Below are 21339 nucleotides of genomic sequence, written 5' to 3'. Positions count from 1 at the left end.
CGCCGCGTAATCGGGTGTCACCGCCCCTTGTTGTCCGTATTGGTCGGGTCACGTCCCTCATCGAGTGCATCCCACAGCTGACGCTCCGACATCGCGTCGTCCGGTTGGTCCCTCGGAGCAGCACTGCGACGTGCGTAGCGAGCCGGGCCTGACCTCTCTTTGGTGGCCGAACGCAGGAGCAGCGCGGCGCACGCGAGTGTGACGACGGCGGCGGCCATCGTGGTCATCGCACCCCCGTAGTGCCTCTGAGTCGCCACCAGATCGGCCACCGGCGCGTCGGCCAGATGTGCACCACGGACGCCGACATCGCGGACCACCCACAGGCTGATCGCCAGGTAGGCGGTTCCTGCGCTGGTCATCGCCGCGAGCACGGCCAGCACCCGCAGCGGCCAGCCACGTACCGCCAGCGCGGCGACGGCGGTCGCCAAGAGCAACACCGCCAGCGGCACCAGCGCCGTCGACCACGAGCCGCCCGACAATGTTGTGGTCCTGGGCTGCCCCAGCCCGTCGAACGACGTGACTTCGACCCATGTCATCCGCGACGCGATCCACAGCGCCGCCGCGGCCAGCACGAGCCCGAGCTGGGCGATCCGGATCATGGTTCGGTCAGGGTTTCCGCCGCGGCGATCGCATTGAGCACCGCGCGGGCCTTGTTCACCGCCTCGGTGTACTCGTATGGCCCATTGGAATCGGCCACTACTCCCCCGCCGGCCTGTACATACGCCGTACCCCCGCGCATCAGCGCCGTGCGGATCGCGATGGCGAAATCGGCGTTGCCCGCGAAGTCCAGATAGCCCAGAACGCCGCCGTACAGGCCGCGACGGGTCTTCTCGACCTCCTCGATGAGCTGCATGGCGCGCACCTTCGGTGCCCCGGACAACGTTCCTGCCGGGAAGCACGCCAGCACGGCATCCAGCGCGGTCTTGCCCTCCGCCAGCTCTCCGTGCACCGTCGACACGATGTGCATGACGTGGCTGTAGCGCTCGATGTGGCTGTAGTCCTCGACGCGCACGGTGCCCGGCCGGCAGACGCGGCCAAGGTCGTTGCGGCCCAAATCGACCAGCATCAAGTGCTCGGCACGTTCCTTGTCGTCGTGCAGCAGCTCCTTCTCGAGCAGCACATCCTCTTCCTCGGTCTCACCGCGCCACCGCGTACCCGCGATCGGATGCGTCGACGCGCGGCCGTCTTTGACGGTCACCAGCGCTTCGGGACTCGAGCCGACGATCGAAAAGTCCAGTCCGCCAGCATCATCAGGCACATTGAGCAGGTACATGTACGGGCTGGGGTTACTCACCCGCAGCATCCGGTACACGTCGAGCGGATCGGTGTCGGTGTCGATTTCGAACCGCTGCGACGGCACCACCTGGAAAGCCTCGCCCGCCTCGATGTCCGCGACGAGCTTCTCGACGATCGCTGTGTATTCCTCCACAGTCCGCTGTGAACGGTGCATCGGCTCGGGCCTGCCGAACGTCGCAACGGTCGACGGCAGGTGCTCGCTGAGCGCGGCGGTCATCACGTCGAGCCTGGCGACCGCGTCGTCGTAGGCCCAATCGACGCGCTCGTCGGTGCCGTTCCAATTCACGGCGTTGGCGATCAGCGTGATGGTGCCTTCGTGGTGGTCCACAGCGGCGACGTCCGTGGCCAGCAGCAACAACATGTCCGGCAGCCCGAGGTCGTCCACAACCAGCTCCGGTAGGCGCTCGAGGCGTCGCACCATGTCGTATGCGAAGAACCCGACCAGGCCCGACGACAGCGGAGGCAGCCCCGGCACCGGCTCGGTCTTCAGCAGCTCGAGAGTCGCGCGTAGCGCCTGCAGCGGATCGCCCTCCTTGGGCGCGTCCTGCGGGGTTGCGCCCAGCCACACCGCTTCGCCGTCACGGACCGTCAACGCCGACGGGGCACCGGCACCGATGAACGACCAGCGCGACCAGGACCGGCCGTTTTCGGCCGATTCCAGCAAGAACGTCCCGGGCCGGTTGGCGGCCAGCTTGCGGTACGCCGACAGCGGGGTCTCACTGTCGGCGAGCACCTTGCGGGTCACCGGCACCACGCGGTGCTCGGCGGCCAGCGCCCTGAAGTCCTCGCGCGACGTGGTGCTCGTGCCAGATGTCGCCGCCGGGGCGGCTCCGGCGAGGTTGGCGGTCGTTTGCACTCACCGATTCTCCCAGACGCGTGCCAGCGGCGACGACGACGCAGGCGTCAGCGGGTCCGTCAGCACGATCGGCGCCTGCGCCATGAAGCGCGGCGTGGTGCCGCGATGCTCGTCGGCGGCGTGCACCGTGAAGGGATGAACGACGTACATGTCGCCGGGCTCACCAGTGGCGTGCACGACCGGCCGGTGTGCACTGGCGTTGTCAACCAGACGCCCCAGTTCGGTCGGCTCCACCGGGTCGGGGCCCAGTACCCGCGCCACGTCGTGGTGTGACCCGGGGCGGATTCGCGTCGGAGCGTCGTCCGGGCCGACGTCGGAAAGCAGCGTGAGCAACAGCACGGTATGCGGACGACCGGTGACCGCCCACGACCCGTCCGGCAGCGGCGTATTCGCGTCGATGTGCCATCCGCGATCGTCATTGGGCGGGGACACCGGAAAGCGCACGGGAATATTGCCCAGCGAACCCCGCGGCACCCAGCCGCCACTGCCGCAGACCGCGTCGAGCGCCGCAGCCAGCGCGCGGCTTCGAACGAGTCCACCAAAGGGCCCGTGGCCCATCAGATCTGACGCCCATCGCACGGCTTCTGTCCATTGGTCGAGGTCGTCGGGTGAAAGACCCAACTGCCGCCACAGAAGTGCTCGCGCCTCATCGGCGACGTGGCGGGGAGCCGCCCTCTCGATCTTGGCGAAGCCGTCGGTCACGAAGGCGTCGAGATCCAGCATCCAAGGCACGCTCTCATGGAAACGGCAGGCGGCGCCAACGATTTTCGGTGGAGGTAGCGTGGAGCCATGAAACGTGGTGACCAGGTTGCAGAGTTCGAATTGCCGGACCAGACAGGCACAGTTCGGAGCCTCACAGAATTGCTCGCGGGTGGCCCCATCGCCCTGTTCTTCTATCCCGCGGCGATGACGCCCGGTTGTACGAAGGAGGCCTGTCACTTCCGCGATCTGGCGTCGGAGTTCGCCTCGGTGGGGGCGAGCCGGGTCGGCATCAGCACCGACGCCGTCGAGAAGCAGGCGAAGTTCGCTGACAAGCAGAGCTTCGACTATCCGCTGCTGTCGGATGTCGGCGGCGCCGTCGCTTCGCAGTTCGGAGTGAAGCGCGGTCTGCTGGGCAAGCTGTCGCCGGTCAAGCGGACGACGTTCGTGATCGACACCGACCGCACGGTGCTCGAGGTGATCTCCAGCGAGGTCAACATGGACACTCACGCCGATAAGGCGCTGGAGGTGCTGCGGCAACGGCAGTCGGCGTGACGCCAGTTCTGGAACTCGCCGATGTGACGTTCCGTCGCGACGGCAAGCAGATCATCGACGGCGTCTCGCTCACCGTGAATGCCGGTGAGCACTGGGCGCTGCTCGGCCCGAACGGTGCAGGCAAGAGCACGCTGTTGGGGTTCTGCGCGGCCGTCATGTTCCCGAGTTCGGGCACGGTGCGCATCCTCGGCGAGCAGATGGGCCGCGTTGAACTCGCGCAGTTACGCCGCTTCATCGGTCATGTGAATCCCCGCCACCGGCTGCAGTATTCGTTGACGGTCCGCGAGGTCGTGCTGACGGGTATCACCGCGACCATCGACACCCCGATGCGCTGGACGGCGAGTGCCGAGGAACGTGATCGCGCCGAGGCGATGATCGACGCGGTTAGCCTGTCGCACAAGGCCACTGACGTGTGGCCCACACTCTCCCAGGGTGAACGGGGCCGAACGCTCATCGCACGCGCGTTGGTGTCGGAGCCGCGGCTGTTGCTGCTCGACGAGCCCACGACGGGGCTCGACGTGGCCGCGCGGGAGCAGCTGCTGGAGACCATCGATTCGCTCGATGAAACGCATCCGGAAGTCGCATCGATCCTTGTCACGCACCATCTCGAAGAGCTGCCGACAACCACGACGCACGCCCTGCTGATCGCCGAGGGACGAACTGTGGCCGTCGGTGCGGCGCGTGCGACGGTGACGACCGACAACGTCAGCGCCGCGTTCGCCCACCCCGTGGTCGTCGGCTACGACGAAGGCCGGTGGACCGCCCGCGCCAAGGTGTCGAGGCTGGCGACCCGCATCACAGGTACGTCCTGAGGTGATTGTCGGCTCCGGCGGTGAACTCCTTCATCGACCGGGCCTTCGCCGCGAAACCGTCGGCCGCGTGGTACATCCCGGGAACGGTGATCAGCTCGGTGGGCACCCCGCAAGCGCGTAGCTTCTCGGCGTATTCGATGTCTTCGAGGTAATACAGGTCCAGCTCGCCGACGCCGATCCATGCCGGCGCAAGACCGGACAGATCGTCACGTCGCAACGGCGCCGCGTAGGGCGGCGGCGCATCCGAGACTCGGGGCTCATGACCGAGATACGCCGTCCATGCGAACCGGTTCGACGCAGGGCTCCATACGAGCTGGCCGCGACCCTCGTGATCGCTGCGCAACACGGCACGGTCGTCGAGCATCGGGTAGATGAGCGCTTGAGCGCGAAGTGCGATGCCCTCGTCATGACTGCGCTGCGCGACGGCCGCAGCAAGCCCGCCGCCCGCACTCGCGCCTACGACGGCGATGCGCTCTGCGTCGATACCCAATTCGTCGGCGTTCTCCCGCATCCAGTAAAGCGTGTTCATACAGTCGTCGAGGCCTGCGGGGAAAGGGTTTTCAGGTGCGAGCCGGTAGTCGGGCGAGACGACGACCGCACCGAGCTCCCGCGCCAGTCGCCCGTGAGAACCCACTTCGAACTGCGGAGACCCGACGACCATTCCGCCGCCGTGAATCGACAGCACACCCGGCCGCGCCGCTTGCTGCCCGTCGGGCGTCGTCACCAGGACGCGCACCGGCGGCTGACCGACGTTGCGTTCGGTGACGGTCACGCCGCGTCCCACCGGCGTCTTGATCTGGTACAGACGCCGGATCACCGGCAAGGACCTCGCATCGTATGTGACCGAGACGAACGGCAGGATGGGACTGCGGAGTTCCGGAGCGGCCTGCTCCATCGCGGCGCGCATCCCGAGGTAACGGCGCCCCGCCACCGCGGCAAGCCCTACGGACGCGAGCGCTAGGACTTTCCTCATGGCCGGAGACCTTCTTCCGCCAAACCGAGGTGCTTCGCCAGGAATTTCTTCTGGGCTGCGCGAAAGTCCTTCATGGACTGCGCATTCGGCCGAACCCCGTCGGCGCCGTGATACATCCCCGGTACCGTCACGAGCTCGCACGGCACACCGCACGATTTCAATCGTTCGGCGTAGTCGACATCCTCATCGTGAAACACGTCGAGTTCGCCGACACCGACCCAAGCCGGAGCCAGCCCGGACAGGTCGGATCGTCTTGCCGGAGAGGCATACTCGGGCGCGTCGGCCGTTCGCGGTGGGCGACCAAGGTATGCCGTCCATCCGTACAGATTCGAGGCAGGTGTCCAGGCGAAACGGCCGCGGCCCGCGTGGTCCTCGACCAGCGCGCTGCGGTCGTCGAGCATCGGATAGACGAGGATCTGCGCCCGCAGCGCGATGCCTTCGTCGCGGCTACGCTGAGCGACCGCAGCCGCCATTCCCCCACCGGCGCTTGCCCCGACCACCGCGATCCGGTCCGGGTCGATTCCCAACACGCCTGCATGCTCGCGCATCCAATGCAGCGTTGCCATGCAGTCGTCGAGTCCCGCCGGAAACGGGTGCTCGGGGGCCAAGCGGTAGGCGGGCGACACGACCACGGCGCCGAGAGCGCGGGCGAGGGGCCCCGAACCCGCCGCCTCGAACTCCGGGGACCCGACGATGTACCCACCGCCGTGCAGCCACAACACCCCGGGGGCCGGCTCGGAACGTTGATCGGGAGTGAAGATCAGCACGGGTACCGGTGGATCAGCGACCTGCCGTTTGGTCATGGTCACGCCGGGGCCAGGCTTGGTGGGAATGCCCAACAGCAACCGACCGAACCACAGTTTGCGCTGGGTGAACCCCGTGGCGACGAGCGGCAGCACCGGACTGCGCAATTCGGGAGCAACGTCCGCCCATGCATCACGAACCTTGAGACGACCACGCGCGACGAGCGCGACCATTGTCAACGCCGCAAATGCAAGAGCCTTCCGCACACGGCGAGCCTAGGCCTCGTGTGCCAGCAACACGTCCGCATCGAAGCAAGTGTGGTCGCCGGTATGACATGCCGCGCCCACCTGATCGACCTCCAGCAGCACGGTGTCGCCGTCGCAGTCCAACCGCACCGAATGCACGTGCTGCGTATGGCCCGAGGTGGCGCCCTTGACCCACTGCTCACCGCGGGAACGTGAGTAGTACGTCGCCTCACGGGTTTCCAGCGTCCGCGCCAGCGCGTCGTCGTCCATCCACGCGACCATCAACACCTGGCCGGTACCGTGCTCCTGCACCACCGCGGTGAACAACCCGTTGGCGTCACGCTTGAGCCGCGAGGCGATGTTAGCGTCCAATACGCTCATCGCACGACAATCCCTTCTGCCGCCATCGCCGCCTTCACCTGGCCTATCGTCAGCTCGCGGAAGTGGAACACGCTCGCGGCCAGTACCGCATCAGCACCTGCAACAACGGCGGGTGCGAAATGTTCCGGCGCACCTGCGCCACCGCTGGCGATCACAGGAACGTTGACGGCCCCGCGCACTGCCGTGATCATCGGTAGGTCGAAACCCGCCTTGGTGCCGTCGAAGTCCATCGAGTTCAGCAGGATCTCTCCGACACCGAGTTCGGCACCGCGAGTTGCCCATTCGACGGCGTCGATTGCGGTGCCCCGCCGGCCGCCGTGCGTGGTCACCTCCCAGCCCGACGGTGTCGGGTCCTGGCCCTCCGGCACGGTGCGCGCGTCGACGGAAAGCACGATGCATTGCGAACCGAACTGGCGGGACAACTCGGCGAGCAGTTCAGGTCTGGCGATGGCGGCGGTGTTGACCGCGACCTTGTCCGCGCCCGCACGCAACAACACGTCGACATCGGCCACCGAGCGCACGCCGCCGCCGACGGTCAGCGGGATGAATACCTGCTCGGCCGTGCGCTTGACGACCTCGAGCATGGTGGCCCGGCCCGCGGACGATGCGGTGACGTCCAGGAAGGTGAGCTCGTCGGCGCCTTCGGCGTCGTAAGCAGCGGCCAGTTCGACGGGATCACCGGCGTCGCGCAGGTTCTCGAAGTTCACGCCCTTCACCACCCGGCCGTCGTCGACATCCAGACACGGGATGATCCGAACCGCGAGGTCCATCAGAAATCCTCCGGTGCGCCGACGGCATTCAGCAACTCGAGCAGCTCGCCGTGCACGCCTGGCGCCCCGGCCAGCGCCGAGCGCGACTCGGTGCTCCATTCGCTGCCGTCCAAGTTCGTGACGATGCCGCCCGCCGCCCGCACCAGCGCGACACCGGCGGCGTGGTCCCATACATGTGCGCCGAAACTGATGGCCCCGCCGAGAACGCCCGACGCGGCGTATGCGAAGTCGATCCCGGTGGCGCCGTGCATACGCATCCGGGAGCACTTGCGGCTCAGGTCCTCGATCACCGCGAGCCGATACCGTCCCGGCACCTTGCCGCGTGAGTCGACGTTGAACGTGCTCACCCCGACGACGGACTCAGCCAGTTGCACGGGTTGCAGCGCCGGCTGCTCGACACCGTTGCTGCGCAATGGTTCACCGACGACGCCGGTGAACCGCTCGCCGGAGAACGGAATCCAGGTCAGGCCCGCCACCGGTTCGCCGTCGCGCAGGAGGCCGAGCAGAATGGCTGCCATCGGCGAGCCGGCCGCGTAGTTGAACGTCCCGTCGATCGGATCGAGCACCCACACGAGCGGTGATTCGACGTCGGCTCCCCCGAACTCCTCGCCGTGCACCCCGATGCCGGTCTCGCGCGTCAGCGCCTCGACCACCTGGCGCTCGATCGCGAGGTCGACCTCGGTCGCGAAGTCATTGCCCTTTTTCTGAACTGCAGAATCCGCGCGGTGGCCCTCGATGAACGGCTTGGCCGCATCGTCGAGGATCTTGGCGGCCACGGCGACCATCGCATTGAGGTCGGCCGTATCGAGTGCCATCTATCCCGCCACCGCGGCCAGCGCCTCAGGAAGCGTGAAACGCTGTGCGTACAGCGCCTTTCCGACGATCGCACCTTCGACGCCGCGGTCGGTCAGGGTCGCGATCGCCCGCAGATCGTCAAGACTCGCGACCCCACCCGACGCGATCACCGGTGCCTCTGTGCGTTCGGTGACCTTGCCCAGCAGTTCGAGGTTCGGCCCGTTGAGTGTGCCGTCCTTGGTCACGTCGGTGACCACGAAGCGTGAACATCCTTCGCGGTCAAGTCGTTCCAGTACCTCCCAGAGGTCACCGCCGTCGGTTTCCCAACCGCGGCCACGCAATCGGTGGTCGTCGCCGACGATCTTCACGTCCAGACCGACGGCCACCTTTTCGCCATACTCGGCGACGACCTTCGCGCACCACTGCGGGTTCTCCAGCGCTGCGGTCCCGAGGTTGACCCGGGCGCAGCCGGTCGCCAGTGCCGCCTTCAGCGAGTCGTCGTCACGTATTCCGCCCGAGAGTTCCACCGCGACGTCGAGCCTGCCGACCACCTCGGCGAGCAGTTCGCGGTTGTCGCCCCTGCCGAATGCGGCGTCCAGGTCGACCAGGTGGATCCACTCTGCGCCGTCGCGCTGCCAGGTCATCGCGGCGTCGAGCGCCGAGCCGTACTCGGTCTCGCTGCCTGCCTTGCCCTGCATGAGCCGAACGGCACGACCCTCGACCACGTCAACAGCGGGAAGGAGTATCAATCTCACGGCGGTCAACCTAGAGCCCTTCCACCCAATTGCCCAAAAGAGATGCCCCCGCGTCGCCACTCTTCTCCGGGTGGAACTGGGTGGCTGCCAGCGGACCGTCCTCGACTGCGGCCAGGAACGGCACCGTGTGCGTGGCCCACGTCAGCAGTGCGTCCGGACTACCTTCCCACTGCTGGGCGGCGTAGGAATGCACGAAGTAGAACCGGGTGTCGGGCTCCAGCCCCTTGAACAGCCGGGTGTCCGAGGGCGCGTCGACGACGTTCCATCCCATGTGCGGGATCACCGGGGCATCCAACCGGATCACCGAACCCGGCCATTGGCCACAGCCAGTGCTCTCCACGCCGAACTCGACCCCGCGTGCGAACAGGATCTGCATACCGACGCAGACCCCCAGTACCGGGCGCCCCGCGGAGATGCGCTCGGCGATGATCTTCTCGCCACCGATCTTTCGCAGGCCCGTCATGCAGGCCTCGAAAGCGCCGACTCCTGGCACCACGAGACCGTCGGCGTTCATCGCCGCATCCGGGTCAGCGGTCACCTCGACGTCCGCGCCGACACGTTCCAGCGCGCGCTGAGCCGATCGAAGATTTCCCGAGCCGTAGTCGAGGACGACGACTCTCGCCGTCACAGTGCGCCTTTCGTCGACGGCACTCCCGTGACGCGGGGGTCCAACTCGACGGCCTGGCGCAGAGCGCGGGCGACCGCCTTGTACTCCGCCTCGGTGATGTGATGCGGATCCCGGCCGTAGAGCACCCGAACGTGCAGCGCGATGCGTGCGTTCATCGCGATGGTTTCGAACACGTGCCGGTTCACCACCGTGTGGTACGGCGCCTCGGATCCCGCAATGGTGAAGTGCAGCATGTGGTCCGGCTCGCCGGTGTGCACGCAGTACGGCCGGCCCGACACGTCGACAGCGGCATGCGCGAGAGACTCGTCCATCGGGATCCAGGCATCGCCGAAACGCCGGATGCCCTTTTTGTCGCCGAGCGCCTTGGCCAGTGCCTGCCCCAGCACGATCGCGGTGTCCTCGATGGTGTGGTGGCCCTCGATCTCGGTGTCACCCTTGGCGCGGACGAGCAGGTTGAAGCTCGCGTGGCTGCCAAGGGCGGTCAGCATGTGGTCGAAGAACGGCACACCGGTTTCGACGCTGACGACGCCGGTGCCGTCGAGGTCGAGCTCGACGACGATGTCCGATTCCTTGGTCTTGCGTTCGATCTTCGCGATACGGGATTTCGTCACTGTGCTCCTATGGATACGAGTTCGGTCGGCGCGAGGCGAGCGCTGGCATCGAGCAGCGCATCGTTCTCGTCGGGAAGTCCGGTGGTGGCCCGCAGGTACCCGGGGATGCCGACGTCGCGGATCAGGACGCCGGACTCCAGGTAGCGCTGCCAGGTGGCCGGTGCGTCGGCGAATTCGCCGAAGAGCACGAAGTTGGCGTCGCTGTCGATGACGCGAAAGCCCATCCGGATCAGGGCCTCAGTGACTCGTTCACGCTCGGCGATGAGTTTGGCGACGCTGCCCAACGTGTCGTCTGCGTGGCGGAGTGCGGCCCTGGCGGCGGCCTGGGTCACCGACGACAGGTGATACGGCAGCCGCACCAGCAGCATGGCGTCGATCACCGCGGGCGCAGCGATGAGATACCCGAGCCGCCCACCGGCGAACGCGAACGCCTTGCTCATCGTGCGGGTGACGACGAGCCGGCTCGGATAGTCGTCGATCAGACCGACCGCGCTGGGTTGGCTCGAGAATTCGCCGTACGCCTCGTCGACGATCAGCAGCCCGGTCGTCATCGCCTCCAGGAGGCGTCGCAGATCGTCGAGCGAAATGCTCTGTCCCGACGGGTTGTTCGGGCTGGCGACGAACACGACGTCCGGGTTGTGCTCCTTGATCGCCTGCACCGCGACATCGGCGTCAAGGCTGAAATCGTCGGCGCGATTGGCCGCTAACCATTTCGTCTGCGTGCCGTCGGAGATGATGGGGTGCATCGAGTAGGACGGCACGAATCCGATCGCAATGCGACCCGGTCCCCCGAACGCCTGCAGCAGCTGCTGCAGAACCTCGTTAGAACCGTTTGCGGCCCAGAGGTTCTCGACGTCGAGGTCCACACCGGTCTGCGCGGCGAGGTACGCGGCCAGGTCGGTGCGCAGCGACACCGCATCACGGTCCGGGTAACGATGCAGCTCCCCCGCCACCGCATGGACCGAGGCCGTCACGTCATCGATGAGCGCCTGGGTCGGAGGGTGCGGGTTTTCGTTGGTGTTGAGCCGCACCGGAACCGCCAGCTGCGGGGCCCCATAGGGCGACTTGCCGCGCAGATCGTCACGCAGCGGCAGATCGTCCAGGGTTACTGATCGACCAAGCGGCCCCTTTTTCTGTTCTTCGCGCAAGCGGCTCATCACGCCTCGAACCTCCGCCGAACCGCTTCGCCGTGCGACGGCAGATTCTCGGCTTCCGCCAACGTGATCACATAGCCGGACACGTCCTTCAAGGCCGCCTCGTCGTAGTCGACGACGTGGATGCCGCGCAGGAACGTCTGCACCGACAGCCCGCTGGAGTGCCGGGCACAGCCGGCGGTAGGCAGCACGTGGTTGGACCCGGCGCAGTAGTCGCCAAGACTCACCGGAGAGTATGCACCGACGAATATCGCACCGGCAGAACGGATTCGGCTCGCAACATCGCGCGCATCGACGGTCTGGATCTCCAGGTGCTCGGCGGCGTAGGCGTTGACGGTCCGGATGCCAGCGTCCAGGTCGTCGACGAGGACGATCGCGGACTGCTTCCCACTCAGTGCCGCCGTCACCCGCTCGCGGTGGACGGTCGTGGCCAGCTGGTTCTGCAGCTCCCGGTCGGTGGCGTCGGCCAGATCTGCACTGGGGGTGACCAACACGCTGGCGGCCATCTCGTCGTGCTCCGCCTGGCTGATCAGATCGGCGGCCACGTGCACGGGGTCGGCGGTGTGATCGGCGAGGATCGCGATCTCGGTCGGGCCCGCCTCCGCGTCGATGCCGACCTGCGAACGACAGATTCGTTTGGCCGCCGTCACGTAGATGTTTCCCGGCCCGGTGATCATGTCGACCGGCGCCAATTCGGCACCGTCGGTGTCGGTGCCGCCGTATGCCAGCAGCGCCACCGACTGTGCACCGCCGACCGCCCATACCTCGTCGACACCCAACAGCCGCGCCGCGGCAAGGATCGTCGGGTGCGGCAGTCCGCCGAAGTCGCGCTGCGGTGGGCTGGAGATCACCAACGAATCGACACCTGCGGTCTGCGCGGGCACGACGTTCATTACCACGCTGGACGGGTAGACGGCGTTGCCGCCCGGCACGTAGAGGCCGACACGCTCGACCGGTACCCAGCGTTCGGTCACTGTGGCACCAGGGGCGAGCGTCGTGGTGGTGTCGGTCCGACGCTGGTCGGCGTGCACCGTACGGGCACGTTCAATGGCTACCTCTAGGGCGGTGCGGACAGCGTCGGGCAGCTCATCGAGCGCGGTCTGCAGATGACCCACCGGCACACGAACCTGCGCGGGGCGCACACCGTCGAACGATTCACCGAACTCGAGGGCGGCCTCGGCACCGCGTGCGACCACGGCATCGACGATGGGGCGAACCGTGGGCACCACGGCATCGACGTCCACTCCACCCCGGGGCAGGGCCGACCGCAGGCCGGCAGCCGAAAGCTCGGCGCCCCGCAGGTCGATGCGGGCCATCTTCGATGCACTCACGCAGCCATTGTCCCAGAACAGGCCAAATCGATATTGCCGCGGCCAGCGGCGACGCGTCTCAGGTCAGGCCAGGCGGGCGTTCACTTGCACAGATTGGTGATCGTGGCGTTGGAGGCGTCGGCGTCCTTCAGCCGCGCGGACTGGGCGGCATCCGCGTTCGGAATGCCCGCGATCGAGCGTGCACCGATGTCCATGAGCTGGTTGCCGAACTTGCGCACGGCGTCCGCCAGCTCCGGCGGCGTATCCGGCTGCAGACGGGCGAGCAGGTACTGCCCACCTGAGAAGAGCGACAGTCGCGCGTTGGCCGCTACCGCCAACGTGCCGTTGACGTCCGCCGTCCCACCGGGGGCCTGCATATTCGTATTGAGGTGGACTCCGTTCCGGACGACGGCGAACGCCTCGCAGACGCTGCCCTTGGGGTCATCGCTCGCGGTGCCGGTGAAGACCGACGCCGACTGAATCGACTCGGACGGCTGAGCCGACTCCGAGGGCGACGACGACGCCGACGGCCCTTTTACCAATGCCCAGACGGCCAGCCCGACGGCGGCGACCGCCACGACTAACGCCAGAACGGAAACGATGGACCCCCGCGAAGAATCGGAATGCTCAGACATGCGGCCGATAGTAGCCATCTAGCGCCGACCTCCGCAGCAAACCCTAGATTTGCACCCAAGTTTGCGACCGCGTCGCTGCCATAGCTTTGCCCCATCGGGCCATCGCTCAGCACAGCAAACTACGGATTACGTGGTGGTTTAGTCCCGATATCAAATACTTTCGCCGAAAGTTGTTGCTAACGAGACAATTGATTTCTCAACAATATGATCTTGATAGTTAGCTGGAAATGGAAGCTCCCGAGCACATCGATCGTGCCAATCTGTTTATTTACTGTGAAGTAAAAAAAACGAATTCAAGATCGGGTAAGCACGTTCCCACTCGGTGGTGCCCGTGGACCGATCCAGTAGCTGACAGGGGCTTTTAAGCAGCCTTGCGCGCGATTTTTACCGTGTTTGTGCTGGGATCTTGCGGCCGGCGGCGACAGCAAAACAAGGTTGCCGTACGGGCGCCGTTCGCTGGACGAGTACCTCTCGTGAGGCAAGCTTCCGGGCGATTATTCACGCCACCGTTAGTATTAACCTCATGATCAGAAAAATCTTTTTTCTCATTTTTCGGCAAGTTGCTAGAGAATCTGTGAATCACATGTCAATATGTCTGTGGTCGGTATCAACTGATTAGCTGACTACGAGAGCGATCACTGGGGTCCAACCACTCGGCCACAGGCTTCGCGAACCAAGGTCAGAGATTTCGGGGTAACTGGGTCGCCCGATCCAGGTCGTCAGAAGGGGAGAAGAATGTCCTACACAAGTTTTGCCGGTAAACACCGGGCGGCCTCGGCACGAGGTACCGTCGCCCGGCGCGCTGTCGGGGGCGCGATGCTCGGAGGAGCGATGACCGCCGCGTTCATCGGTTTCAGTACGGCCGGCGCGGTCGGTACGGCGCAGGCAGCGCCGATCGATTGCCCAATCATCTGCGATTTCCTGCCAGGCAACTTGATCGGTGGGTCCGCTCAATCTAGCTCCGGTGGAGGCATCTTCGACCCGGGCGCGTTTGTGTCCATGGGAGATCCGTTCCTTGACAATCCGCTGGTCAGCCTCTTCACCTTCGGGGCCATTGGCAATGGCGCCGACGGCAATGCGCTTCACCCAGACGGCTATAGCGGGGGATGGCTGTTCGGTAGCGGTGGTGACGGCTACAGCCCGACGGCAGCGGAGGCCGCGCTCGGTGTGAAACCGGGCAATGGCGGCAACGCCGGCTTCTTCGGCGGCAACGGCGGACGCGGCGGCGACGGCGCCGACGCGACCTACCTGGCAGGGGTTCAGCTAAACGCCGCGCAGGATGGCGGCGACGGCGGCAGGGCCGGCGCGGTTGGCAACGGCGGTGCCGGTGGCGACGGCGGCGACGACAACAGTCCTGGCGGAGCTTTGGCCCCTGACACCGCGAACGCCGGTGAGGGCGGCGACGGCGGCGCGGGCGGTTACTACGGAATCGGCGGCGACGGCGGCGACGGCGGCGAGGCAACGGCCGTGGGGACTGACGCTGCTGACGGCGGCGACGGCGGCGCAGGCGCCGGCGGTGGCACGGGCGGCGGAGACGGCGGCCAGGGTGGCGACGCCACCACGGTCGCAGGTGTCGCCACGTCCGGCGAGGGCGGAGACGCCGGAGACGCCGACTTCGTCGGTCACGGGGGCACGGGCGGAGACGCCGGTGACGCCCAAACCGCCACTGGCGTTGCCAACGGCGGGGACGCCGGACATGGTGGTAGCGGTGGCGTCGTATTCGGTGACGGCCGCAACGGTGGCACTGGCGGCGACTCCACAACCACCGCTGTCGGCGGCACCGGGTCCGGCGGCGACGGGGGCGACGGAGGCAACGGCGGCTTCGTCGCATCCGACGGTGGCAACGGCGGAAATGGCGGCGACGCCAGCGGCGCCGGCACCGGCACCGGTGGCAGCGCCGGCGACGGCGGCTCCGGTGGATTCGGCGGCAGCAGTGGCAGCGACGGCGACGACGGCGACGACAATCCGTAAACGTCAAAACGTCTGACACCGCATTACACATGGCGATGCCCGTCCCCTCGTGGGGCGGGCATCGTCACGTAATGTCCAGATTCATGTCCGCAAAGGATCACCCCAACAACGCTCCTGGCGTCCCGATGGTTTATCCGCCTACGTTCGAGCGTCTGCAGATCAAGTACATGAACCCCATGGTCAAGCGCATCGCGGGCGTCATGCCCGGGCTAGCCAAGGTGCAGCATCGCGGCCGCAAGTCCGGGAAGACCTACGAAACCGTGGTCACCCCTTTCCGCAAGGGCAACGTGCTCGCCATCGCACTCGGCCACGGCAAGACGGACTGGGTGAAGAACGTGCTCGCCGCCGACGAGGCAGACGTGCTCTACGGCTCGCGCACCGTCCACATCGTCAACCCCCGGATCCTGCCCGCGGGCAGCGGCGGTACCGAGGGGCTGCCGTTCATGGCTCGTGCACAAGCGAAGAAGATGGCCATCTTCGTCGCCGATATCGCCTGAGCGCTATCGCGTGAAGACCGTCTTACCCGTCATCGTCGGCCAGACGTCGGGGGCGGCGTCCCACGGCGCCACGCGGTCGACGGCGGGCACGAGATCGCAGCCCGCTTCGAGGAGTTCGACGACCTCTGGAATGACCGCGCGCGCATTGACCCGTCCGGTCACGAACCTCACCCCGCGCGTGTACATCGGGAGCAGCGGCATCTCGACCGTTCCCTGGTAATAGATCCCCGTATCGGTGCACACGCCGTCCGGCCATGTCACGCGTAACGTCGCCGCGAGCACGGCTGGATCCGCAGACGTGTGGACGGTGACCGGATACGGTCCCATCGACTTGTCCGGCTTGGGCGTGTCATGCACTGTGGCGCCGAGCTTTTCGGCTGCGGCCAGCCGTCGCGGATCCGTGTCGACGTAGTCGACCCCGTAGCCGAGCGCCGCGGCCAAGCCCACCGCGTACAGGCCGATCGACTGCCGTCCGGCCACGAGAACACGGCGATCGGCGGCATCCAGCGCGTCGAGTTCGCTCCGGTACGGCCCAACACCCCGCCACCCGTCGACGATGTTGTCCGAGAGTGACGCTATGCCGACGAGATCTACCCCGCGCGGAATCGGCACCAGCATCGCGTCGGCGTACGGCACGAGCACCAGATCCGCCATGAACCCGCCGCCGTCCAGCCCGGCGATCGGAGCCATGCCGTACATCGCCATCAGTGGCAATGCGCCGCATGACCCCGTCACGCCGCGTCGGCATTCGCGACACTGCCCGCAGCTGATCTGGAACGGGATCACGACGCGGTCGCCGGGGGCCACGCCCTGTACCGCTGCCCCGACGGCGACGACCTCCCCGATGCCTTCATGCCCGACGGCGTGTCCCGGTGGCATCGGCAGCCTGCCCTCGGCGACCGCCACGTCGAGGTCACAACATGCCACCAGGATCGGGCGGACAATCGCCTGCTCAGGAGCCTGGATCTCGGGCTCGGCGGCCTCGCGCCACGCATAAGTGCCCGCCTCCTCGAACATCAACTGCTGCATCGTCGGCCCTTCTTTAGCGAGTGTCCAACTATTCTTGAGTGACCTTTCAAGTAAAGTCAAGGGATGCCCCGACCAGACCGCAGCCGCGCCGCGCTCGTCGACGCCGCGGCACTGCTGTTTCGCAGGCAGGGCTACGCGGCGACCGGTGTGAACCAGATCCTGGAGACCGCCGACGTGAAGGCCGGATCGCTGTACCACCACTTCCCCGACGGCAAGCAGCAGCTGGCCGCCGCCGTCGTGGACAACGCGGGCACCGACATCGAAACGCGGCTGCGGCAGTTCCTCGACAGCGGGTTGCCGGTGGTCGACATCGTCGACGGCTGGATCGACCTGATGTCGTCGGGACTGGCGCTGGACCGCCGCGACGGCTGCCCCATCGAACCGATCGCGACCGAATCAGTGAACGCGAGCCCGCTCGTCCGCGAAGCATCGGCGCGCGCGTTTCGCGCCTGGCGTCAGGCCATCGCCGACCGGTTGCGCCAAGACGGCTGGGGCGAAGCCGAATCCGAGGAGACGTCGCTTGCCGTCATCGCGCTGCTCGAAGGCGCGCTGATCCTGTCGCGCATCGCGGGTGACAGTGCCGCGCTCGACGCCGCCAAGGCGGGTGCGCGCACCCTGCTCACGCGCAAGCTGTCCACCAAATAGCTGCTACTTGCACAACTCGGTCAGGGTGTTGCTGGTCCGGTCGGCGGCCTGCAGGCGCTCGGTCTGCGCGGAATCGCTGTTCGGAACGCCCGCAGTCGCATTGGCGCCGATGTCCATCAGGTTGTTGGCGAAATCGCGCACCTTCTCGGCCAACAGTTCCGGGGTGGCCGGATCCAGCCGCGCGATCAGGTACTGCCCGCCGTCGAAAAGCGATACCCGGGCGTTGGCGGCCACCGCTTGTGCGCCGGTCACGTCTGAGGGCCCGCCCGCGGGCATGAGGTTCGTGTTGAGCGAAACGCCGCGCCGCACGACGTCAACTGCGGTGCAGGCCTTGGTCTTTGCGGCGTCGATCTGATCGGAGCTGTATTCCGGCTTGGAGGGCTCCGACCGGTACAGCGCCCAGCCGGCCAGGACGATTGCAACGACCGCAACGACCAAACTGATGATGGTTAGCGGGCTGATGGCGCGCGGTTCTGCGTTCACGATGGCTCTACAGATCGAGGCCGATGTCGAGCACCGTCACCGAGTGGGTGAGAGCACCGACGGCCAGATAGTCCACGCCGGTGCCCGCGTACTCGGACGCGGTGTCGAGCGACAGTCCGCCAGATGATTCCAGTTTGGTTGCCGGCGACCGAGAATCGCGGCGCTGCACGGCGATCTGTGTCTGCCAGACGGGGAAATTGTCGAGCAGCACGAGTGCCCCATCCTCTAGATTCTCGGCGAGCACCTCGTCGAGTTGCTCGAGGGAGTCGACCTCGACCTCGCACGGCAGCTCCGGCGCCACCGCGCGCACGGCATGCAACGCGGCGACCACCGAGCCTGCCGCGGCGACATGGTTGTCCTTGATCAGCGTCGCGTCGCCCAACCCCATCCGATGGTTGACTCCACCACCGACGCGTACCGCGTATTTCTGCAGTGCCCGAAGTCCGGGCAGCGTCTTGCGGGTGTCCCGGATCTTGGCGCCGGTGCCCTCGACGGCAGCCACCCAGGCCGCGGTGGTCGTCGCGATGCCCGACAGGTGACACACCAGGTTGAGCATCGTCCGTTCGGCTGTCAGCAGTCCCTGGGTGGGCGCCTCGACGGCCAACACCACACCGCCGGCCTCCAGTCGTTCGCCATCGTCGACACGATGCTTGACGACATATCCGCCAGAACCAATCACTTCGTCGAGTACGAGCAATGCGATGTCCACACCGGCGATGACGCCCGGCTCCCGGACGACCATCGATGCCGTCGTCGTCGCATCAGCGCCCACGGTCGCCAGCGTGGTGACATCGGGTCCGTACCGCAGATCCTCCTCCAGGGCGCGGGCGATCACCCGTCGAGCTTCGGTGAGCTCATCGGCGTTCAGTTCCATCAGGCGCACGCCACCGCGGGGACCAGGCTGCGGGCCATCGCCGGATCGGTGTCCGGATAGTCGGAGCGATGATGGCAGCCTCGAGTTTCCGTTCGCGCCAAGGCGCCCGCCATGACGGCGCCGGCCGCGGACGTCAGTGCGACATCCTCGAAGTCCCTGCGCGACCTGAGCTTTCGCGACGTGGCGGTTTCCAGTACCTGCGACAGCGTGCGCAAGCCACGGTCGTCGCGGACCACCGACGCGTTCTGCGTCATCGCCCGCTGCAGATCCGCGCGGGGTAGCGCGCGCCGGACAGCGGGCTCCGGCATTGTCGCAGTCGAGGGTCCGGCGTCCGAAGCGTGTGCAGCAGCGGCCTTTCCGGCTCGACTGCCGATCACCAGGCCTTCGAGCAGGCTGTTGGAGGCCAAGCGGTTGGCGCCGTGCATTCCGGTGCGGGCCACCTCACCCGCGGCGAAGAGGCCCGCCAAGTCGGTGCGGCCGTGCACGTCGGTGACCACACCGCCGCAGCTGTAGTGCGCACCGGGGACGACGGGGATGGCCTGGCGCGTCGGATCGATGCCCGCCTCCCGGCACGCCGCGGTGACCGTCGGAAAGCGCTTCTTGAAGCCCTTGATACCCCGTGCGTCCAGGTAGACGCAGGGGTCACCGGTCGCGGTCATGCGCGCGTCGATCGCCGCGGCGACGACGTCACGTGGTGCCAGATCGCCCATCGGGTGCACGCCCTCGGTCACCGAACGACCTTGAGCGTCAACAAGAACCGCACCCTCTCCCCGGACTGCCTCGGTGATCAGCGGCCGGCGACCGCCGGCATGCCCGTCGAACAGCATGGTGGGGTGGAACTGGATGAACTCGAGGTCGGATACCGGCAGTCCGGCCCACATCGCCAACGCGACGCCGTCTCCGGTGGACCCTTCGGGATTGGTGGTCGCCGAATACAGATGCCCCAGTCCCCCGGTCGCCAGGATCACCGATCGCGCATGGACGATGCCAGGACCGTCGTCGTTGAGCGCGAGCACGCCCGTGACCCCGCCGTCGTCGTGAAGGATCTCCAGCGCAATGTGGTTGCGGCGGATGTCCAACCGCGCCGCGGCATCGTCGAGCGACCGCTGCACCTCCGCACCGGTCGCGTCCCCCCCGGCGTGGATGATCCGCCGCCGCGAATGGCCGCCCTCGCGAGTCAGCGACCACTGGCCCGGCGTTGCTTCGTCGAATCGCGCACCGTCGTCGACGAGGTCGCGCACTGCGCGGTAGCCGTCGGAGACGACGGACCGCACGACATCCGGATCACACAGTCCGGCGCCTGCGGCCAAGGTGTCGGCGACATGCGCGTCCACCGAATCTCCGTCTTCCCGTAAGGCATCGGGCAACACGACGGCTATGCCGCCCTGCGCGTAGAAGGTAGCCGTGTTGCCTGCCTTGCTGAGCACCATGACTTTGCGGCCACGGCGATGCGCCGCAAGGGCAGCCACCAGACCCGCGACACCGGTGCCGATAACCACGACGTCGGCGCGCTGTTGCCAATAACCGCGGCCGCCGCAGGCCGCAGGCGACGTCATTCGCCGCCGCCGCCGGGTTGACCGATCTCGATCATCCGCAGCACGCTGTCACGCCCCAGGCGGGCGATCTCCGGATCGACGTGGACCTCGTCCTTTCCTTCGACCAGGCAGCGCAGCAGCGCGGCAGGCGTGATCATCTTCATGAACTTGCAGGACGCCCGGTCGTTGACCGCCCGGAAGTCGACTTCCGGTGCGGCGCGACGCAACTGGTGCAGCATCCCGACCTCCGTGGCGACCAGCACCTGGCGCGCCCTTGTGTTGCGAGCGGCGTCGAGCATGCCGCCGGTGGACAGGATCTTGACCCGGTCTTCAGGGAACGCACCTTCGCCTGCCAGGTACAGAGCCGAAGTGGCACAGCCACATTCGGGGTGCACGTACAGTTCGGCATCCGGATGGCTGCGTGCCTGGTCGGCCAGTTCGTCGCCGTTGATGCCCGCATGCACGTGGCACTCGCCGGCCCACACGTGGAGGTTCTTGCGGCCGGTGACCCGGCGCACGTGGGCGCCGAGGAACTGGTCCGGGCAGAACAGCACTTCGCGGTCGGCCGGGATCGACGCGACGACCTCGACGGCGTTCGACGAGGTGCAGCAGATGTCGGTCTCGGCTTTCACCGCTGCCGTGGTGTTGACGTAGGACACGACCACCGCCCCGGGATGCTCGGCCTTCCAGGCGCGCAGTTCCTCGGCGGTGATCGAGTCGGCAAGCGAGCATCCTGCCCGCTGGTCGGGAATGAGCACGGTCTTGTCCGGAGACAGGATCTTCGCGGTCTCGGCCATGAAGTGCACACCGCAGAACACGATCGTGTCCTCGGGGACTTCGGCGGCGATGCGCGACAGCGCCAGCGAGTCGCCGACGTGATCGGCGACGTCCTGAATGGCCGGCAACTGGTAGTTGTGCGCCAGCAGCGTCGCGCCGCGGAGATCGGCCAGGCGACGCACCTCGTCGGCCCATTCCTGATCACCGTCGACGCCGGAAAAGCCGTTCGGACCCGCAATGATGTGGTCCGCCAGATCGTTAGCGGGCATGCGATCCAAAACTGTCACAGCCGCCTCCTTCATTCCGTCG

24 protein-coding genes are annotated in these 21339 nt (G+C 66.9%); 5 read left to right on the top strand and 19 right to left on the bottom strand.

Going from position 1 to position 21339, the window contains the following annotated elements; genetic code table 11:
• Positions 1–17: 17 nt before the first annotated feature.
• From AB4Z42_RS15950 to AB4Z42_RS15940, 3 genes are read right to left on the bottom strand one after another with little or no spacing between them, the layout of a single operon-like run.
• Positions 18–599, bottom strand: coding sequence for a TIGR02234 family membrane protein (locus AB4Z42_RS15950; protein ID WP_442010171.1), 582 nt, complete (start codon positions 597–599; stop codon positions 18–20).
• Entirely contained in the window at positions 596–2152 is a 1557-nt protein-coding gene (locus AB4Z42_RS15945) for an anthranilate synthase component I (protein WP_442010170.1), read from the bottom strand. The genes AB4Z42_RS15950 and AB4Z42_RS15945 overlap by 4 nt, the downstream gene beginning before the upstream one ends.
• The gene (locus tag AB4Z42_RS15940) at positions 2153–2875 is read right to left on the bottom strand and encodes a phytanoyl-CoA dioxygenase family protein (protein ID WP_442010497.1); all 723 of its coding nucleotides are present in this window, start codon (positions 2873–2875) and stop codon (positions 2153–2155) included.
• Positions 2876–2941: 66 nt separating this feature from the next.
• On the opposite strand from AB4Z42_RS15940, the gene AB4Z42_RS15935 reads away from it, so the two are divergent.
• The gene (locus AB4Z42_RS15935; RefSeq protein WP_442010169.1) at positions 2942–3406 is read left to right on the top strand and encodes a peroxiredoxin; all 465 of its coding nucleotides are present in this window, start codon (positions 2942–2944) and stop codon (positions 3404–3406) included.
• Positions 3403–4218 carry an ABC transporter ATP-binding protein gene (locus tag AB4Z42_RS15930; protein WP_442010168.1) on the top strand — a complete coding sequence of 272 codons (816 nt, stop codon included), beginning with the start codon at positions 3403–3405 and terminating at the stop codon, positions 4216–4218. Before AB4Z42_RS15935 ends, AB4Z42_RS15930 begins: the two co-directional genes overlap by 4 nt.
• Here AB4Z42_RS15930 and AB4Z42_RS15925 read toward each other — a convergent pair.
• The 11 genes from AB4Z42_RS15925 to AB4Z42_RS15875 form a co-directional block, all read right to left on the bottom strand.
• Positions 4202–5191, bottom strand: coding sequence for an alpha/beta hydrolase (locus AB4Z42_RS15925; protein ID WP_442010167.1), 990 nt, complete (start codon positions 5189–5191; stop codon positions 4202–4204). The genes AB4Z42_RS15930 and AB4Z42_RS15925 overlap by 17 nt on opposite strands.
• Positions 5188–6201: an alpha/beta hydrolase gene (locus tag AB4Z42_RS15920; RefSeq protein ID WP_442010166.1), complete on the bottom strand. Its 1014-nt coding sequence runs from the start codon at positions 6199–6201 to the stop codon at positions 5188–5190. The genes AB4Z42_RS15925 and AB4Z42_RS15920 overlap by 4 nt, the downstream gene beginning before the upstream one ends.
• Before the next feature lie 9 nt (positions 6202–6210).
• Positions 6211–6561 carry a phosphoribosyl-AMP cyclohydrolase gene (gene hisI, locus AB4Z42_RS15915; protein WP_442010165.1) on the bottom strand — a complete coding sequence of 117 codons (351 nt, stop codon included), beginning with the start codon at positions 6559–6561 and terminating at the stop codon, positions 6211–6213.
• Positions 6558–7331: an imidazole glycerol phosphate synthase subunit HisF gene (gene hisF, locus AB4Z42_RS15910; protein ID WP_442010164.1), complete on the bottom strand. Its 774-nt coding sequence runs from the start codon at positions 7329–7331 to the stop codon at positions 6558–6560. Before hisF ends, hisI begins: the two co-directional genes overlap by 4 nt.
• Entirely contained in the window at positions 7331–8146 is an 816-nt protein-coding gene (locus tag AB4Z42_RS15905; protein ID WP_442010163.1) for an inositol monophosphatase family protein, read from the bottom strand. Before AB4Z42_RS15905 ends, hisF begins: the two co-directional genes overlap by 1 nt.
• Positions 8147–8881, bottom strand: a complete 735-nt coding sequence (gene priA, locus AB4Z42_RS15900) for a bifunctional 1-(5-phosphoribosyl)-5-((5-phosphoribosylamino)methylideneamino)imidazole-4-carboxamide isomerase/phosphoribosylanthranilate isomerase PriA (RefSeq protein WP_442010162.1) — start codon at positions 8879–8881, stop codon at positions 8147–8149.
• Between the two features lie 10 nt (positions 8882–8891).
• On the bottom strand, positions 8892–9509 hold the full coding sequence (gene hisH, locus AB4Z42_RS15895; RefSeq protein WP_442010161.1) for an imidazole glycerol phosphate synthase subunit HisH: 618 nt from the start codon (positions 9507–9509) through the stop codon (positions 8892–8894).
• A complete protein-coding gene (hisB, locus tag AB4Z42_RS15890) occupies positions 9506–10135 on the bottom strand; it encodes an imidazoleglycerol-phosphate dehydratase HisB (protein ID WP_442010496.1) in 630 nt (209 codons plus the stop codon). Before hisB ends, hisH begins: the two co-directional genes overlap by 4 nt.
• A complete protein-coding gene (locus tag AB4Z42_RS15885; protein ID WP_442010160.1) occupies positions 10117–11277 on the bottom strand; it encodes a histidinol-phosphate transaminase in 1161 nt (386 codons plus the stop codon). Before AB4Z42_RS15885 ends, hisB begins: the two co-directional genes overlap by 19 nt.
• Positions 11277–12590, bottom strand: coding sequence for a histidinol dehydrogenase (gene hisD / locus AB4Z42_RS15880; protein ID WP_442010495.1), 1314 nt, complete (start codon positions 12588–12590; stop codon positions 11277–11279). Before hisD ends, AB4Z42_RS15885 begins: the two co-directional genes overlap by 1 nt.
• Before the next feature lie 95 nt (positions 12591–12685).
• A complete protein-coding gene (locus AB4Z42_RS15875) occupies positions 12686–13219 on the bottom strand; it encodes a hypothetical protein (protein ID WP_442010159.1) in 534 nt (177 codons plus the stop codon).
• 735 nt (positions 13220–13954) lie between these two features.
• On the opposite strand from AB4Z42_RS15875, the gene AB4Z42_RS15870 reads away from it, so the two are divergent.
• The gene (locus AB4Z42_RS15870; RefSeq protein ID WP_442010158.1) at positions 13955–15190 is read left to right on the top strand and encodes a PGRS repeat-containing protein; all 1236 of its coding nucleotides are present in this window, start codon (positions 13955–13957) and stop codon (positions 15188–15190) included.
• Positions 15191–15273: 83 nt separating this feature from the next.
• Positions 15274–15687, top strand: coding sequence for a nitroreductase family deazaflavin-dependent oxidoreductase (locus AB4Z42_RS15865; protein ID WP_442010157.1), 414 nt, complete (start codon positions 15274–15276; stop codon positions 15685–15687).
• Positions 15688–15690: 3 nt separating this feature from the next.
• Here the strand turns inward: AB4Z42_RS15865 and AB4Z42_RS15860 are convergent, their stop codons facing one another.
• Entirely contained in the window at positions 15691–16716 is a 1026-nt protein-coding gene (locus tag AB4Z42_RS15860) for a zinc-dependent alcohol dehydrogenase (RefSeq protein WP_442010156.1), read from the bottom strand.
• 63 nt (positions 16717–16779) lie between these two features.
• On the opposite strand from AB4Z42_RS15860, the gene AB4Z42_RS15855 reads away from it, so the two are divergent.
• Positions 16780–17361, top strand: coding sequence for a TetR/AcrR family transcriptional regulator (locus tag AB4Z42_RS15855; protein ID WP_442010155.1), 582 nt, complete (start codon positions 16780–16782; stop codon positions 17359–17361).
• Between the two features lie 3 nt (positions 17362–17364).
• On the opposite strand, the gene AB4Z42_RS15850 is transcribed toward AB4Z42_RS15855, so the two are convergent.
• Genes AB4Z42_RS15850 through nadA form a run of 4 tightly spaced genes read right to left on the bottom strand, consistent with a single transcriptional unit; the run spans position 17365 to position 21299 of the window.
• Complete coding sequence (locus AB4Z42_RS15850) at positions 17365–17844, bottom strand: hypothetical protein (RefSeq protein ID WP_442010154.1); 480 nt, start codon at positions 17842–17844, stop codon at positions 17365–17367.
• A 7-nt stretch (positions 17845–17851) separates the two neighbouring features.
• A complete protein-coding gene (nadC, locus tag AB4Z42_RS15845; RefSeq protein ID WP_442010153.1) occupies positions 17852–18718 on the bottom strand; it encodes a carboxylating nicotinate-nucleotide diphosphorylase in 867 nt (288 codons plus the stop codon).
• Complete coding sequence (locus tag AB4Z42_RS15840) at positions 18718–20274, bottom strand: L-aspartate oxidase (protein ID WP_442010152.1); 1557 nt, start codon at positions 20272–20274, stop codon at positions 18718–18720. Before AB4Z42_RS15840 ends, nadC begins: the two co-directional genes overlap by 1 nt.
• The gene (gene nadA / locus AB4Z42_RS15835; protein ID WP_442010494.1) at positions 20271–21299 is read right to left on the bottom strand and encodes a quinolinate synthase NadA; all 1029 of its coding nucleotides are present in this window, start codon (positions 21297–21299) and stop codon (positions 20271–20273) included. Before nadA ends, AB4Z42_RS15840 begins: the two co-directional genes overlap by 4 nt.
• Between the last annotated feature and the right edge of the window lie 40 nt (positions 21300–21339).

Source organism: Mycobacterium sp. 2YAF39, from assembly GCF_052114565.1.
In the GTDB taxonomy this organism is placed as follows: Bacteria; Actinomycetota; Actinomycetes; order Mycobacteriales; family Mycobacteriaceae; genus Mycobacterium.
This window is presented reverse-complemented; position numbering and strand designations above follow the sequence as displayed.